General features: G+C 60.1%; 13 protein-coding genes. 3 read left to right on the plus strand and 10 right to left on the minus strand.

The features are described from left to right. Positions 1–6: 6 nt before the first annotated feature. The 7 genes from ACKAMS_RS11540 to ACKAMS_RS11570 all read right to left on the minus strand — a co-directional run bounded on the left by ACKAMS_RS11540 (position 7) and on the right by ACKAMS_RS11570 (position 8,681). Entirely contained in the window at positions 7–2,223 is a 2,217-nt protein-coding gene (locus tag ACKAMS_RS11540) for an MMPL family transporter (protein WP_408989058.1), read from the minus strand. 95 nt (positions 2,224–2,318) lie between these two features. Next, positions 2,319–3,236, minus strand: coding sequence for a carbohydrate kinase (locus ACKAMS_RS11545; protein WP_060939197.1), 918 nt, complete (start codon positions 3,234–3,236; stop codon positions 2,319–2,321). Positions 3,237–3,331: 95 nt separating this feature from the next. Further along, complete coding sequence (locus ACKAMS_RS11550; RefSeq protein ID WP_019748976.1) at positions 3,332–4,426, minus strand: ABC transporter ATP-binding protein; 1,095 nt, start codon at positions 4,424–4,426, stop codon at positions 3,332–3,334. Positions 4,427–4,453: 27 nt separating this feature from the next. After that, on the minus strand, positions 4,454–5,320 hold the full coding sequence (locus ACKAMS_RS11555) for a carbohydrate ABC transporter permease (RefSeq protein ID WP_408989059.1): 867 nt from the start codon (positions 5,318–5,320) through the stop codon (positions 4,454–4,456). Further along, a complete protein-coding gene (locus ACKAMS_RS11560) occupies positions 5,320–6,270 on the minus strand; it encodes a carbohydrate ABC transporter permease (protein WP_019748978.1) in 951 nt (316 codons plus the stop codon). Before ACKAMS_RS11560 ends, ACKAMS_RS11555 begins: the two co-directional genes overlap by 1 nt. Beyond that, positions 6,267–7,619, minus strand: coding sequence for a sugar ABC transporter substrate-binding protein (locus ACKAMS_RS11565; RefSeq protein ID WP_019748979.1), 1,353 nt, complete (start codon positions 7,617–7,619; stop codon positions 6,267–6,269). The genes ACKAMS_RS11560 and ACKAMS_RS11565 overlap by 4 nt, the downstream gene beginning before the upstream one ends. 63 nt (positions 7,620–7,682) lie before the next feature. After that, positions 7,683–8,681, minus strand: coding sequence for a sugar-binding transcriptional regulator (locus tag ACKAMS_RS11570; RefSeq protein ID WP_021334180.1), 999 nt, complete (start codon positions 8,679–8,681; stop codon positions 7,683–7,685). A 139-nt stretch (positions 8,682–8,820) separates the two neighbouring features. On the opposite strand from ACKAMS_RS11570, the gene ACKAMS_RS11575 reads away from it, so the two are divergent. Next, positions 8,821–9,831 (plus strand): NAD(P)-dependent alcohol dehydrogenase, encoded by a 1,011-nt coding sequence (locus ACKAMS_RS11575; RefSeq protein ID WP_031331962.1) that lies wholly within the window; start codon positions 8,821–8,823, stop codon positions 9,829–9,831. 7 nt (positions 9,832–9,838) lie between these two features. Further along, entirely contained in the window at positions 9,839–11,311 is a 1,473-nt protein-coding gene (locus tag ACKAMS_RS11580; protein ID WP_408989060.1) for a mannitol dehydrogenase family protein, read from the plus strand. Here the strand turns inward: ACKAMS_RS11580 and ACKAMS_RS11585 are convergent, their stop codons facing one another. Continuing rightward, positions 11,312–11,830 (minus strand): DinB family protein, encoded by a 519-nt coding sequence (locus tag ACKAMS_RS11585; protein WP_047887967.1) that lies wholly within the window; start codon positions 11,828–11,830, stop codon positions 11,312–11,314. 243 nt (positions 11,831–12,073) lie between these two features. On the opposite strand from ACKAMS_RS11585, the gene ACKAMS_RS11590 reads away from it, so the two are divergent. After that, entirely contained in the window at positions 12,074–12,415 is a 342-nt protein-coding gene (locus ACKAMS_RS11590; RefSeq protein ID WP_259119345.1) for a hypothetical protein, read from the plus strand. 193 nt (positions 12,416–12,608) lie between these two features. Here ACKAMS_RS11590 and ACKAMS_RS11595 read toward each other — a convergent pair whose 3' ends face one another. Beyond that, positions 12,609–12,956 carry a hypothetical protein gene (locus ACKAMS_RS11595; protein WP_141488784.1) on the minus strand — a complete coding sequence of 116 codons (348 nt, stop codon included), beginning with the start codon at positions 12,954–12,956 and terminating at the stop codon, positions 12,609–12,611. Between the two features lie 624 nt (positions 12,957–13,580). Beyond that, complete coding sequence (locus tag ACKAMS_RS11600) at positions 13,581–14,297, minus strand: SGNH/GDSL hydrolase family protein (protein ID WP_024487644.1); 717 nt, start codon at positions 14,295–14,297, stop codon at positions 13,581–13,583. Positions 14,298–14,317 lie beyond the last annotated feature (20 nt).

Raw genomic sequence — 14,317 nt, forward strand, 5'->3', positions numbered from 1 at the left:
TCCGGGTCATACCGACAACTTGTCGCTCGTGGGTTCACTGGATTCCTTCGAATCTGCGAGCAGCGCAGTCAACTGCTCCCCCTCGACATCGACGTTCGGGACCAACCGGTCCAGCCATGAGGGGAACCACCATGCCTTCGAGCCCAACAGGGACATGACGGCCGGTACGACGGTCATACGAATCACGAAGGCGTCGAACAGAACCGCGAACGAGAGTCCGAGTCCGATCTGCATGATGAAGGCGTCGCCGCCGAAGATGAAGCCCGCGAAAACGGCGATCATGATCAGCGCCGCGGCCGTGACGACTCGCGCGCCCTGGTCGAAGCCCTTCACGACTGCTTCGTCCGGTCCGTCACCGTGGACGAAGGCCTCACGCATTCTGGTCACCAGGAACACCTGGTAGTCCATCGCCAACCCGAAGACGATGCCGATCATGAAGATGGGCAACATCGCCACAACTGATCCGGTTTGGCCTTCGATTCCGAGAATGCCGGCGAACCAACCCCACTGGAAGATCGCGACCAGCACACCGAACGTCGCACCGATCGAGAGCAGAAATCCGAGAGTTGCCTTGAGCGGTACCAAGATCGAGCGGAACACCAGCATCAAAAGAATGAAGGCGAGGCCGACGACCAATGCGAGGTAGGGAACGAGGGCATCGGCCAGGCGGTCCGAGACGTCGATCGTCAACGCTGTCTGACCGGTGACCGACATCGTGGCTCCGGTCTCGTCGGTCAGTGATCCGGCGACCTCACGTATATCTGCGACGAGCGCCTTTGTTGCCTCGGTTTCCGGGCCACTCGAGGGAACCACCGTGATGACTGCTGTATCGCCGGCCTGATTGAGTGCTGGCGGCGTCACTGCCGCTACGTCGGGCAGAGCACCGAGCTTTTCCTGGGCGCCGCTCAATGCCGTTGCCGGATCTGCGGCGTCGGCAACGTCGACAACCACCATGAGCGGACCGCTGAACCCGGCACCGAACCCCTCGGATAGTCGGTCGGTAGCCCTGGCGGCAGTTGTGTCGGGCACTGGTGGGCTCGCCAAACTCAGGTTGATTCCGAAGGTGGGGATCGCCAGCAATCCCAGCCCGAGGACTGACGCGAGCAAAACCGGAACTCGACGCCGGATCACGAACTTGGCCCATCGCGAGCCCGCCCCCTCCGACTGTTTCCGGTGTGTCAGTTCACCGCCGGACGCCAGCAGTCGACGATCAGACCGACTCAGGACGCGCGACCCTGCAAATCCGAGTGTGGCGGGCAGCAGCGTCAGTGAAATCACCACTGCAACAGCAACTGCGAATGCTGCAGCCAGACCCATGCTTGTCAGGAACGGGATGTTCACGACGAACAGTCCGGCCAGTGCGATGAGGACGGTCAACCCCGCGAACACTACGGCCGAACCCGCAGTCCCCGCTGCGCGGCCCGCAGCAATTTCCGGATCATGTCCGTCACGTAGTTCGGAGCGGTAGCGCGAGACGATGAACAGCGAATAGTCGATCGCCACGGCGAGCCCCAGCATCATTGCCAGGACGGTTGTGCTCGAACCCAATTCGATGAAACCAGTTGCGATGGTGATCGTGCAGATCGCGATGCCGATGCCGATCAACGCGCTGATCAAAGGAAGCCCCGCCGCCACCAAGGAACCGAAGGTGACGGTCAGCACCACCGCGGCGATCGCGACTCCGATCACCTCTCCCATCGATTCGGCGCTGCTTTCCATCAGCACGTTGCCGGCAACATCGACTGCCAGCCCTGAATCCGCGGCGTCGTGGACAGCGGACTCGAGCAGTTCTTTCGAACTGTCCGGCAAGTCCATCGAGTCGGCGGTATAGGAGACCTGCATGTATCCGATCGTCCCAGTCGGAGACACTCCGCCGGAGGCATACGGATCCGATACCGCTGCAACCTCGGGGTCCTTCCCGAGCGCAGAGACCAATCCACTGACGGATTCTCGAATGGCCGGATCGGCGAGCGTCGTGCCCGCCGGAGATTCGAAGACTATGCGAGCACTGGCTCCGCCGGTGGACGATTCCGGGAACCGTTCAGCCAGAAGGTCCTGTGCCGCTTGCGATTCTGTGCCCGGGATCGACAACGTATTGACGGTCGGACCGGACAGCGTTGCTGCGCCTACTCCGCCCGCCACCAGCAGGACGACCCAGAAGCCCACCATTGCCCAGCGGCGCCGAAACGCGAGTCGCGAGAGTTTGTACAGGAATATCGACATGCGTATCACTGTGCCGATACACGACCCCGTCGCACATCGTGCACAGGTAGGCAGTTCGACGTACTGCGCTCGCAGTAGGGCGGTGGTCCCCAGTGCTAGATGGGCAGGCCCAACTCCCTTGACCACGGCGGATCCGCCCCTGGTCGTGACACGGTGACGGCTGCCGCGCGTGCGGCAAAGGTCAACGCGGCCGACCAGTCTGCCTCGGAGAACCCGCGCACAACGGCGACGTCGAGTGCATCGTGACGATCAAGGTAGGCCAGCAGGGCTCCGTGAACGGTATCGCCCGCACCGATCGTGTCCGCGACGTCGACCGCGGGCGCCGGCACCGAAACATCGAGTTCCTTGGTGATCAACCGCAACCCGTCACCACCACGGGTGAGCAGTACGGCGCCGACGCCTTCGTCGAGCCACTCGGCGCCGTCGACCGAACCCAACCACTTCGCGTCGTCGTCGCTCACTTTGAGAATATCGATGGCGGGCAACCACGAACGAAATCGTCGTCGATATGCTTCCGGGTCCGAGATCACCGCCGGACGAATATTGGGGTCCACCATGGTGAGTCGACCGCGGGCGTGTGCTTCGTGCAGCATGGCTTCGTAGGCAGAGGCCCCCGGCTCGAGCACCAGCGACAGCGTTCCGAACGAGAATGCCCGGGCAGAGGGAAGCTTCGGCAGCGCGAACTGTCGATCCGCCGTTCCCTCGAGGTAGAAGGAATACCGCGCACCTCCGTCCGCTGCAAGGTTCACGACGGCCAGAGTTGTCGGCTCGGGCCCACGTTCGACTCCGGTCGTGTCGACATTCGACGCGGCCAGCGAGTCGATCATCCGATCTCCGAAGGCGTCGGTGGACAAGCGAGAGACGAATCCCACGTCGGATCCGAGTCGACCCACCGCGATCGCAACGTTGAACGGTCCACCGCCCAACTTGGGTGAGAAGTTCTCCCCCACCGGAACCAGATCAACCAGTCCCTCACCACACACCACGACGGATCGTTCGCGTGTATCACTCATCGGTAGACCCTAACCTTCTCACCAGTCGAAGATGGATGTGACCTGCTCGGCACGAACGAGTTCGGGTGCCGAGCAGGTCACGATTGTGGTGGGATTCAGCTACCCACGCGCTCACCCGTAGTCGGGTCGAAGAGGTGAACAGGACCGTCCACCCGCTCGAAGCCCAGCGTCTGGCCGTACTGCAGCTTCGATCGCCCGCCGGTGCGTGCAACGAGCGAGATCGGGTCGGCTTCGGTACCAGGCACGTGTGCGTAGATATACGACTCGTTGCCCAGTTCCTCTACCAGGTCGATCTGAGCTGCGATTCCGTCTCCGGCAGCAACCACCTGGAATTGCTCGGGCCGAATTCCTACTGTGACCGAAGCCAGACCGGCCGCGGCGATAGCCGCCATCTGCTCGCGGTCCAGCGGAACCTCGACGTCGCCGAAACGCACCCCACCCGAACTGACCGGCGCCGTTACCAAGTTCATACCTGGAGATCCGATGAAGCCGGCAACAAACGCATTGGCCGGCCGATCGTAAAGTTCGGTCGGAGAAGCGAATTGTTGCAACTTGCCGCCCTTGAGCACTGCCACGCGATCACCCATCGTCATCGCTTCCACCTGATCGTGCGTGACGTAGACGGTGGTGGTTCCGAGACGACGCTGCAACGCCGCGATCTGCGTGCGGGTCTGGACGCGTAGCTTTGCGTCGAGGTTGGAGAGCGGCTCGTCCATGCAGAACACTTGCGGTTCACGAACGATTGCTCGGCCCATGGCAACTCGCTGCCGTTGACCACCGGAAAGCTTGGCCGGTTTGCGGTCGAGGTATTCCGTCAGGTCAAGCAATTTGGCCGCTTCGGCAACTTTCTTCTTACGCTCCTCGACGGGCACACCGCGCATCTTCAACGCGAACCCCATGTTTTCGCCGACGGTTTTATTGGGGTACAGCGCGTAATTCTGGAAGACCATTGCGATGTCGCGATCCTTCGACGGGACATCGGTCATGTCCTTGCCGTTGATGGTGATCGCACCGGAATCGATGTCCTCGAGCCCCGCCAACATGCGCAGGGCCGTGGACTTTCCGGAACCTGACGGACCGACGAGCACGATGAACTCCCCGTCCTTGATGTCAAGATCGAGTGAATCTACAGCGAGGGTCCCGGCACCTTCGTAGATGCAAGACGCTTTCTGGTACGAGATTTCAGCCATGACGAACTCCTGAGAGGGTGAGGAGAATTATTTGATTGCACCGAAGGACAGGCCGCGCACCAGTTTGTTCTGGGCGAACCAACCGGCCAGGATGACGGGCAATGCCGCCATGGTCGCTGCCGCGGAGAGCCGAGCCCAGTACAGTCCCTCGCCGGTGATGAACCCGACCAGGAAGACCGGAATCGTCTGCGCTTGAACAGCTGTCAGGTTGACTGCGAAGAAGAATTCGTTCCACGAGAAGATCACGCAGATCAGCGCAGTCGCAGCAATTCCGGGCGAGATCAGCGGGAGGATCACCTCTCGAACCGAGGTCCACAAACTCGCGCCGTCCATGCTGGCGGCTTCGAGAAGCTCGGCGGGGACTTCGAGAAAGAACGAACGCATCATCCACACTGCGATCGGCAGATTCATCGATGTGTACAAGATGACCAGCGCCCAGATGTTGTCGAGCAATCCGATGTCGTTGACGATCACGTACAGCGGCACGATTGCAGCGACGACTGGGAGCATCTTGGTACTGATGAAGAAGAACAGCACATCCTGCGTCTTCTTCACCGGGCGAAGAGACAATGCAAACGCAGCCGGAACACCCAGTAGCAGAACAAGAATCGTCGACATTCCTGTGGCAAATGCCGAGTTCGCCAGCGTTGTACCCAGACCGGAATCGAGGACGGCACGGAACTGTTCGAGGGTGGGAGTGAAGAACAGCTTCGGCGGGTCCGTGTAGGCGTCTGCCTCGGTCTTGAACGCGGTCAGGACCATCCAGAAGACCGGGAAGAAGAATCCGAGAGCGGCGATCCACGCCACGACCGACCACGGACTGAACTTACTGCTCTTCGTTTTCTTGACGACGGGTTTGTCGGTCGTCGCGCTTGTCGTCTCTACGGCAGTCATCACGCCGCCTCCTCGTTGCCGGTGAAGCTCTTGAAGATCAATCGGAGCGCGAGTGTCGAGACGATGATGGTCGCGATCACTGTCACGACACCCATCGCCGCAGCTTGACCTACGTCGAAGCCGAGGAATGCGCGCTGGTAGATGTAGAACGGCAGGTTCGAGCTGGCCACGCCTGGCCCGCCCGAGGTCATCATGTACACCGCGTCAAAGGTGTTCACGAGGTAGATCGCACCCAGAACTGCACCGAGTTCGATGAAACGGCGCAGGTGCGGCAGTGTCAGTTCGCGGAACATCGCAAACGGCTTGGCTCCGTCCACCCGTGCGGCTTCGAGGATGTCTCGGGGCATGGACTGCAAGCCGGCCAGAATGAGCAGCATCATGAAAGGCGTCCACTGCCAGATCAGATTGATCATGACGGCGGCGAGTGGAAACTTGCTGACCCAGTCGACCTGGCCGACACCGAAAGGCTGGAGGACAAAGTTCACGATACCGAATACCGGGTCGAACATTGTTGTCTTCCAGAGCAATGCGCCAGCGACGGGGGTGATGAGAAATGGCGTGATCAGCAGTGTCCGCACGATCCCGCGACCGAGGAAGGCTCTGTCGAGTAGGAGTGCCAACGCGAGTCCGAGGATCACCGAAACGATGACCGTACCCACGATCATGATGACCGTGTTGACCGCGACTTCCCGAAACTGACTGTCCTTGAAAACCTCGATGTAGTTGTCGAACCCGTTGAAGTGCCGCGATCCCGGCCGGACAAGGTTCCACGACTGCGTCGAGTAGTAGAGGGTGAACAGGAACGGAATCTGGGTGACGACGATCGAGAAGATCAACGCCGGCAACAGGGGACCTCTACGACGCCAACCCTCGGCGCGGGAGATCTTCTTTTCGACACGGACCGGTGGCGCGTCGTCCACCGTAGTTCTGGGCTCGGCAACCGTAGTCATCGGTTCTCCTGATAGGTCTTGCCGACCACCTCGGCATACTGCTGGGATTGTTCGAGTGCTTCTTTCACGCTCTTCTGACCCGCGATGGCAGCACTGATCTGCTGGCTGACGCGAGTGCCCAGGTCCTGAAACTCAGGGATGGTGAGGAACTGGACGCCGGTGTACGGAACCGGTTGCACTGTCGGGTTTTTCGGATCTGCATTGTTGATCGATTCGAGGGTGATCGGACCGAATGCCTGTGCGGCCTCTTGATATTCCGGAATCTCGTAGGTCGATAGGCGACTTCCCGGAGGAACTCTCGACCAGCCGAGTTCGGTTCCGACCTTCTGGATGTAGTCCTTGTTCGTCATCCAGGAAATGAACTTCCAGGCGTCATCTTTGTTCTTTGCCGACTCCGGGATTCCGAGCGCCCAGGTGTAGAGCCAACCAGGATCGGACTTCTCGACCTTCGGGGCCTTCGCATATCCGATGTTGCCGACTACCTTCGACGACGCAGGATCCTCGAGAACCGACACAGCCGACGTCGCGTCGTACCACATCGCCGTGTTGCCTTGCGCGAATTGTGTTGCACATTCACCGAATCCGCTTGTGGCAGGGCCCGGCTGACCGTGCTCCTTGACCGTGTCCACGTAGAACTGAACCGCATCCTCGACCTGCGGACTGGTCAGCTGCGCATTCCAATTCTCGTCGTACCAGCGTCCACCGAAGGTGTTGATCACGGTGTTCAGCGGCGCGAGTACCTCACCCCAGCCAGGCTTTCCGCGCAAGCAGATTCCCGCCATCTTGGCATCCGGGTTGTCGAACTGCGCTGCCCAACCTGCGACTTCTTGCCACGTCGGGTCTTCGGGAACTGTTATCCCCGCCTGATCGAACAGATCCTTGCGGTACATCAGGAACGACGACTCCCCATAGAACGGGACCGCGTACATACTGTCCTCGTATGACAGAGAAGTCTTGATCGACGGTATGAAGTCGTCCTCGTCATAACCGGGCGTCTTGTCTGCATACTCGGACAGGTTCGTGAGCCAACCGTTGGCGGCCCACTGAGGTGTCTCGTAGTTGCTGATCATCACGACGTCGAACTCACCGCCGCCGGTTGCCGTCGACGCTGTGATCTTGGCACGCGCCTGGTTCTCGGAAAGGCTGACGAATTTGAGGTCGATGCCAGGGTTCTCGGCTTCGAAAGCCGGCGCCAGTTTGATGGCGTCCTGCATCTGCGAGTTCGACACCATCGCGATGGTGACTGTTCGTTCGCCGGAACCACCGAGCGCACCAGCGCCCGCACATCCCGACACCAGGAGGCAGAGCGCCGCCGCGGCAGCGCCCCACACTCGTCTTCCTGTTTTCACGGATTACCTTCCTTCACACTTGCGTGTCAGTCGCGCGCTCGGACAGCGAAACTCGTGAGATCGCTAGCCTTCGAGCAGCCACTGGGCGCACTCGACGTCGGTGACGAGTACGTTTGCCAAACCTCCGCGCAATGCGCCCAGAACGGCCTGGCGTTTGTGTGTTCCCCCCGAAATCAGAATCGTCTGATCGCAGGATTTCACTGCGTCGAGCGATACGGAGACCGTTCGCTCAGGCAGTGGCCCCTCCACTGGATTGCCGTCGATCGTGTAGAAACGGCCGCCGATTTCACCGACAGCGCCTCGACTTTCCAACTCGTCCAGCATGGTCGAGTCGACGAAGCTACCGGCAAACAAGGTCGTGGCAGTCGAGACGGCACCAACTCCGAAAACCATGATGTCGGAATCAGTTCCGGCTTGCAGCGCCTTCGAGATGACCGAGTCGTTTCGCATCGACTCCACAGTCGCCGGGTCGGCATATAGCGGAGCATTGAGGCGAATAGGATTGGCCTGCAACTGTTGTGCACATCGGCCGATGGTGAAGTCGACACCGGTTTGGTAGTCGGTCACCGTCATGGAGCCGTCAAGTTGTACCACAGCCGAGCACTTCGCCGCCTTGTCTGGCAAAGATCCTGCTACCGCAACGGTTTCCGGACCCCAGGTAAACCCGAGAACGCTCGACGGCTGCAGACGACGAACCAGAACTTCCGCTGCTCGTCGGCCGAGCGCGTCGAAGTCCGGATCGTCCGAGTCCGAATTTGCTTCGGGCACAATCAAAACTTCGGCCAACCCGAAGTGCTTCTCCAGTTTCGATTCCAACTCCGTGTTCACCGAACCTTCGAGCTCCGGCGGCACCATAATCTCGACCCTGACCAAACCTTGCGTCCGCGCCCTGGCCAACAGCCGCCCGGCCGTAGGCCGCGAGACGCCCAACTTCGCTGCAATCTCCGCCTGAGTAGCGCCTTCGAGGTGATACATGGTCGCTGCCCGCAAGGCGAGCCGCACATCCTCGGAAGCCGGCAACTTCGACGACTTGAGTCCTGCGGGCTGAGCCGACTGGTTCACACGGTCTCCTTGTGTATCAGGTTCAATGTTTCTTGATCGTGAGCAGATGCTCACTAGATGTTCTTATGCTCATTAAGCTAACATCTACGTTGTGACCCACACAACAGTTTCCGGAGAATCCGTCGATCTACCTGCGACAATTCGGGCAAATGTCCTCGTTGAGACCGGAAAGATGCAGATGGTCGAGAGACCACGACCGTCCCCGAAGACGGGTGAAGTCCTCGTTCGCATCCATGCAGTGGGCGTGTGCGGGTCGGACGCGCACTACTTTCACGAAGGTCGCATCGGCCCTTACGTAGTCAACTCACCGCTCGTTCTCGGACACGAAGCATCTGGACGCATCGCCGCAGTCGGTGACGGCGTCGACCCAAGACGCATCGGGCAGCGCGTCTCCATCGAGCCTCAGAAGCCCGATCCGACAAGTCCCGAATCCAAGGCAGGCAGATACAACCTCTGCCCTCATATGGAGTTCTTCGCGACGCCGCCGATCGACGGTGCGCTGACCGACTACGTCACGATCGGTGCCGACTTCGCCCATCCCATCGCAGATTCCGTGTCCTACGAGGCAGCTGCGCTGTTCGAGCCACTCTCCGTAGGGATCGCCTCAGCCCAGAAAGCGGGAATCACTGCCGGCTCTCGTGTGTTGATCGCCGGCGCCGGCCCGGTAGGAATCGTGACGACGCAGGTGGCCAAGGCATTCGGCGCGACGGAAGTCATCGTCTCGGACATCGATGCGGCCCGGCGTGATGTGGCACTGAAATTCGGCGCAACAACCGTCGTTGATCCTCGTGAAAGCGACGTACGCTCGCTGGCCGTCGATGCGTTCATCGACGCGTCGGGTGCCACGGCCGCAGTGATCGACGGGATTCACGCAGTTCGGCCCGCTGGGACCGTCGTTCTGGTCGGAATGGGTGCCGACGAGATACCGTTGCCGGTCCCGATCATTCAGAATCGCGAACTGATGCTCACCGGAGTGTTCCGGTACGCCAACACGTGGCCGATCGCCGCCGCACTGGTCGCTGCCGGGCGCGTCGATCTGGATTCGATGGTCACAGCACGCTTTTCACTCGAACGATCGCAAGAGGCCCTGGTGGCCGATCGCATTCCCGGCAGCATCAAAGCCGTAGTCATCGTCGCCGAAGGAGACTAGAACTTTCATGGAACTCAATACGAAGACCTTGCTCGACTTCGATGCTGAACTCGAAGTGCCGAACTACGACCGGAGCAAAGTCACTACCGGCATAGTGCATTTCGGTGTCGGAGGCTTTCACCGTGCACACCAGGCCATGTACATCGATACCCTCCTGCGACGAGGTGAAGCCTTCGACTGGGGAATCTGCGGAGTGGGAGTGATGCCGTCGGACAAGCAAATGAAAGACGCACTCCGCGCGCAGGACGGCCTCTACACGCTGGCGCTCAAGCATGCTGACGGAACCCTCCAAGGCCGGGTCATCGGGTCGATCGTCGAGTACTTGTTCGCGCCCGACGATCTGGAGGCGGTGATCGAAAAGATGGCATCCGAATCGACGAAAATCGTATCTCTCACCATCACCGAGGGCGGATACAACATCTCGCACACCACGGGCGAGTTCGACGCGTCCCATCCCGATGTGATGCACGATCTCGAGCCGGTAACACTCCCCCGCACAACCTTCGGTCTGATTTGTGCGGCACTCGCACTCCGTCGCGACCGGGGCCTCGCCCCCTTCACGATCATGAGTTGCGACAACATCGAAGGCAACGGATCGGTCGCCAGGACGGCAGTCGGAGCGTTCGCCGCCCTGAAGGATCCCGAACTTGCGGAGTGGATCGACGAGAACGGCGCCTTCCCCAACTCCATGGTCGACCGGATCACACCCGTCACGACAGCCGAGGTGACCACCGAGATCGCCGAGACGTTTGGCGTGGACGATCAGTGGCCGGTCGCAGCTGAGCCGTTCACCGCGTGGTTCCTCGAGGACGAGTTCACCTCAGGCAGGCCACCTCTGGAGAATGCCGGCGTCAATCTCGTGCCGGATGTTCGCCCGTACGAACTGATGAAACTGCGCCTTCTCAATGCCAGCCATCAAGGCATCGCGTACTTCGGCTACCTTGCCGGATACCGCCTGGTCCACGAGGCATGCCAGGACGAACTCTTGTCAGGGTTCCTGCTCGACTACATGAATCTGGAAGCGACGCCGACCCTTGATCCGGTACCCGGCGTCGACCTCGATCAGTACAAGAAGACCCTCATCGAACGATTCTCGAACCCCCAGGTCCGCGACACGATTGCGCGTCTGTGCGCCGAGTCGTCCGATCGAATTCCCAAGTGGCTGTTGCCCGTCATCCGGACCCAACTCGACACCGGTGGGTCGATCAACCTGTCCACCGCAATTGTCGCCAGCTGGGCCCGCTACGCCGAGGGCACAGACGAGAACGGAGATCCCATCACCGTCGTCGATCAGCTGTCGGATGCTCTGGTGCCGCTCGCCCAGAAACAATCGAGCGACCCGTTGGCCTTCATCGGGTACCGCCAAGTGTTCGGCGATCTCGTGGACGATCGCCGATTTGTCGCAAGCTTCCGAAAGACCCTCGACTCGTTGCACTCCGTCGGAGCCAGAAGAACCCTCGAGGAGGTGCGCGGGCTCTGACTACGCCGAGACGTCGTGCAGGTGATGGATCGGATCGTGAATGAAGTAGGCCGCCAACGATTCGACGGTGAACGCCGATCCGTCACTGCGGAGACCCCGTCGTTGGCGGCTACCCTCTGGCACGGTTTCGAAGGCGTTCGCGACTTCCGCCGCGGCGTCGGACAATTCCGATGCCACCGTTGCCGGATCTTGGTCGTTGTACCGCTCGGCCTCAGCTGTTGCGTCTTGATCCCAGTTCTCGAATTGCGGATCGTCGAATTCGAGCATCTGTTCCAACCTCACCTTGAAGATCCTGAACACGTCGCGTACGTGGGCGGAATACTCCAGCGCTGACCATGTTTCGCTGTCCGGTCGCTCCGTCACATTCTCGCGCTCCAGTACCTCGGCCCACGAGACGGCATTGCTACGCACAAGATCTGGAACATCCGCGAACGCAACAGCGGACGAATCAAACCCGCACTCGCCGCATGGGCGTTCGAGGACCCAGGTCCAGTTCTTTGTATCCGGGGTGATCGGCATGGATCGAGAATAGTCCGCCAGGGCGGGGTCAGTCTGCTTCGATCGGCCGATGAAGCGAATCGTGCTCGGTATTTCGGTTACCTTCGTGCTGACACTCTCCGCGTGTGGCGCGGAAGTGGGCGCACCCAAGCCGCGCAACAGCAAGAGCAGGCGGTGGTCGTCAATTCACTTCATTCGAGTGCCCGGGGCGAATGTTGATCCGTATTTCCATCATCGTTTGCGGCATCTGGTTTGATTCGTAACATGCGCTCTTCGCTCGCCTTGTCCACTCTCGCTGCCGGCTTGTTGATTGCGGGCTGCGGGTCGCAGACAGTGCAGCAACCCGACACCGCAACGACAACAACCGAAACGGGCGGAACGTGGGTCCGAAGGCTCGAAGTACCAGACTCCGTCGAAAAGATCTGCCAGTCGATACTCGGATTGGCCGAAGAATTGGGACGTACTCCTAGCGATTCCGCGTCACCGATCGATCGAGTCCGCGAATACATGAGCGGACCATACCGCGACTGGAGGGGATTCGACGCTGAGGGGCGTCAGCGCATCGAGGAGGCATTCGAGAAGGCAGAATCAGGATCCTGCGGTTGAGCAACACTGGACGTCTGGTTCGCCCCTCGCACAACGGAATTCCGGACAGCGACGTATCAACGCCATTCCGTTGGTGACAAATTTTCGTTCGTCTGCGACGGCCGGTCACTTGAAATTCCCCAGAGCTTTCAGTTCAACGTCAAAGATCCTGTGACGCGACTCTGGCCGAGACTTCAACTGGTCTCGTCGTCCCTCAGGTGAAAGGCGTCGAGTCGACATGTACCCCCTCCGAACGCAGCAAATGCTCGGCCGCACGAATCAACAAGGAGAGGGATTCGTAAGAGAGTCCCTCGGTCGCACGCATCAGCCTGTCAGACGCCGGAATCGACCGGTCGCCCGGCGCACCCTCGGGTCTCCGCGCAGAAAGCACGGTCGAGAGTTCTCGTTGATTCACCACCTGACCTGTGCTGTTCGCTCGCTCGAACATGGCATTCAGCCGCTGGACGAGTTCCTCACCTTCAGCTGATCGAATAGTGTTGCCGAACAGCCTGTTTCCATGATCGGCTATGACACCAGGCGCGATCGAGTTCTTGATTGTCACAGTACGTTCTCCGTTACGTTGGTCTGTCAGGTTGATCAGGGGTGCGACCGGGAGCAACTCGCAGAGCCTTTATCTGTGCCGCCCAACGGCGTCGCGTCCATCGACAGCAGACCAATCTCCCCCGGCGCCCATCGGCTTCCGGTAGCGCGACCTCGAAGCCGCTGTTCATTTGCGACTTATCGTTACATATTAACATCAACTGTAACTCTTCGACAAGCACTTTGTTCCGATTGCCCGGTTTGATCACGGGTGGCGCAGAACATCAAGGGTGGCCAACTTGTCGACATGATCTACGCCATCCCTGCCATCTCCGTTCAGACTGCAGTGATGGTCGAGCCACCGGCAAGGCACAAGAACGACATTCCGCCGACGAGCTCCCAGCGTAGATATCGCCGCGCGTGCATCACCTGCGGTGAACTGCGATGCACACAAGCCGCAACGCGGATAGGGGCGGCGACACAGCCCGCGAGAGCTTTCTTACCCGAACTTTTCCATCATCGTGTGAGGCAGCCGGCCATCCAAGACTGCACCCAAAGTCCTCGCTACTGATGACCTAAGTCCGACAATACTTTTCACGAAAAAAGGACCCCGCGCCTGCGGGGTCCTCTTCGCTTTCCTTCAGAGCTAGAGACCGAGCGAGTGAAGGTGCTCGCTGATCTTCTCGAACATGAGCCTTTGACCTGCCGGCGTGGGATGCATGCCGTCTTCCTTGAGTAACGTCGGGTCCGACAGCCAGTTCTCGGCGAGCGCATCAATGAAAGGCAGCTTGTACTGCTCAGCGGCGGAACGGATTCGATCGTTGACATTGACAGCGGTCTCGGATGGAGGCCGGTTGTCCATGATGGGGCCGATGACGACAACCTTGGCGTGAGGAAGCCGATCTCGTAGCTGCGCATACAACTCCCGAGTCGCATCTCGCACCTCGAGCGGGTACGAAACATCGTTCCGACCGCCGGCGATGATGACGACCTCGGGATTCACCGCAACGACCTGATCAATTTTCGCACCGAACGGTAGCTTGCCTTTTTCCTCGTTTCCCTGGACGTAGCCGGTGCCACCGCTCGCAAAATCTGCCAGGTACCAGCGACGATCGAAGGCGAGCAGCGCCGGCCAATGATCTCCCGTCGTGTTCGGAATCGAGTACGAGTCCCCCAAAATTGCGACCGTGTCGAAGTCGTCGGTAGGGGCATTCAGCGCCGGCGCCGAACTGTCAGGCTGCGATACAGAGGCAGTTGCCCGACTGTCTCGGGATTGCTCGTACGCAAATCCTACGATCACCGCTACGACGGTGAAAACCATGGCACCGATGACGGCGACAGTTCGCTTGTTGGGTTTGGTCACCCCGTAAACATACGGGGTCG

The sequence above is a fragment of the Rhodococcus sp. 5A-K4 genome (genome assembly GCF_046097995.1).
In the GTDB taxonomy this organism is placed as follows: Bacteria; Actinomycetota; Actinomycetes; order Mycobacteriales; family Mycobacteriaceae; genus Rhodococcus_F; species Rhodococcus_F erythropolis.

What these genes read in the sequence shown, in the direction of transcription:
- ACKAMS_RS11540 (WP_408989058.1), bottom strand. Translation starts at nt 2,223, where the DNA reads ATGTCGATATTCCTGTACAAACTCTCGCGACTCGCGTTTCGGCGCCGC.
- ACKAMS_RS11545 (WP_060939197.1), bottom strand. Translation starts at nt 3,236, where the DNA reads ATGAGTGATACACGCGAACGATCCGTCGTGGTGTGTGGTGAGGGACTG.
- ACKAMS_RS11550 (WP_019748976.1), bottom strand. Translation starts at nt 4,426, where the DNA reads ATGGCTGAAATCTCGTACCAGAAAGCGTCTTGCATCTACGAAGGTGCC.
- ACKAMS_RS11555 (WP_408989059.1), bottom strand. Translation starts at nt 5,320, where the DNA reads ATGACTGCCGTAGAGACGACAAGCGCGACGACCGACAAACCCGTCGTC.
- ACKAMS_RS11560 (WP_019748978.1), bottom strand. Translation starts at nt 6,270, where the DNA reads ATGACTACGGTTGCCGAGCCCAGAACTACGGTGGACGACGCGCCACCG.
- ACKAMS_RS11580 (WP_408989060.1), top strand. Translation starts at nt 9,839, where the DNA reads ATGGAACTCAATACGAAGACCTTGCTCGACTTCGATGCTGAACTCGAA.
- ACKAMS_RS11585 (WP_047887967.1), bottom strand. Translation starts at nt 11,830, where the DNA reads ATGCCGATCACCCCGGATACAAAGAACTGGACCTGGGTCCTCGAACGC.
- ACKAMS_RS11590 (WP_259119345.1), top strand. Translation starts at nt 12,074, where the DNA reads ATGCGCTCTTCGCTCGCCTTGTCCACTCTCGCTGCCGGCTTGTTGATT.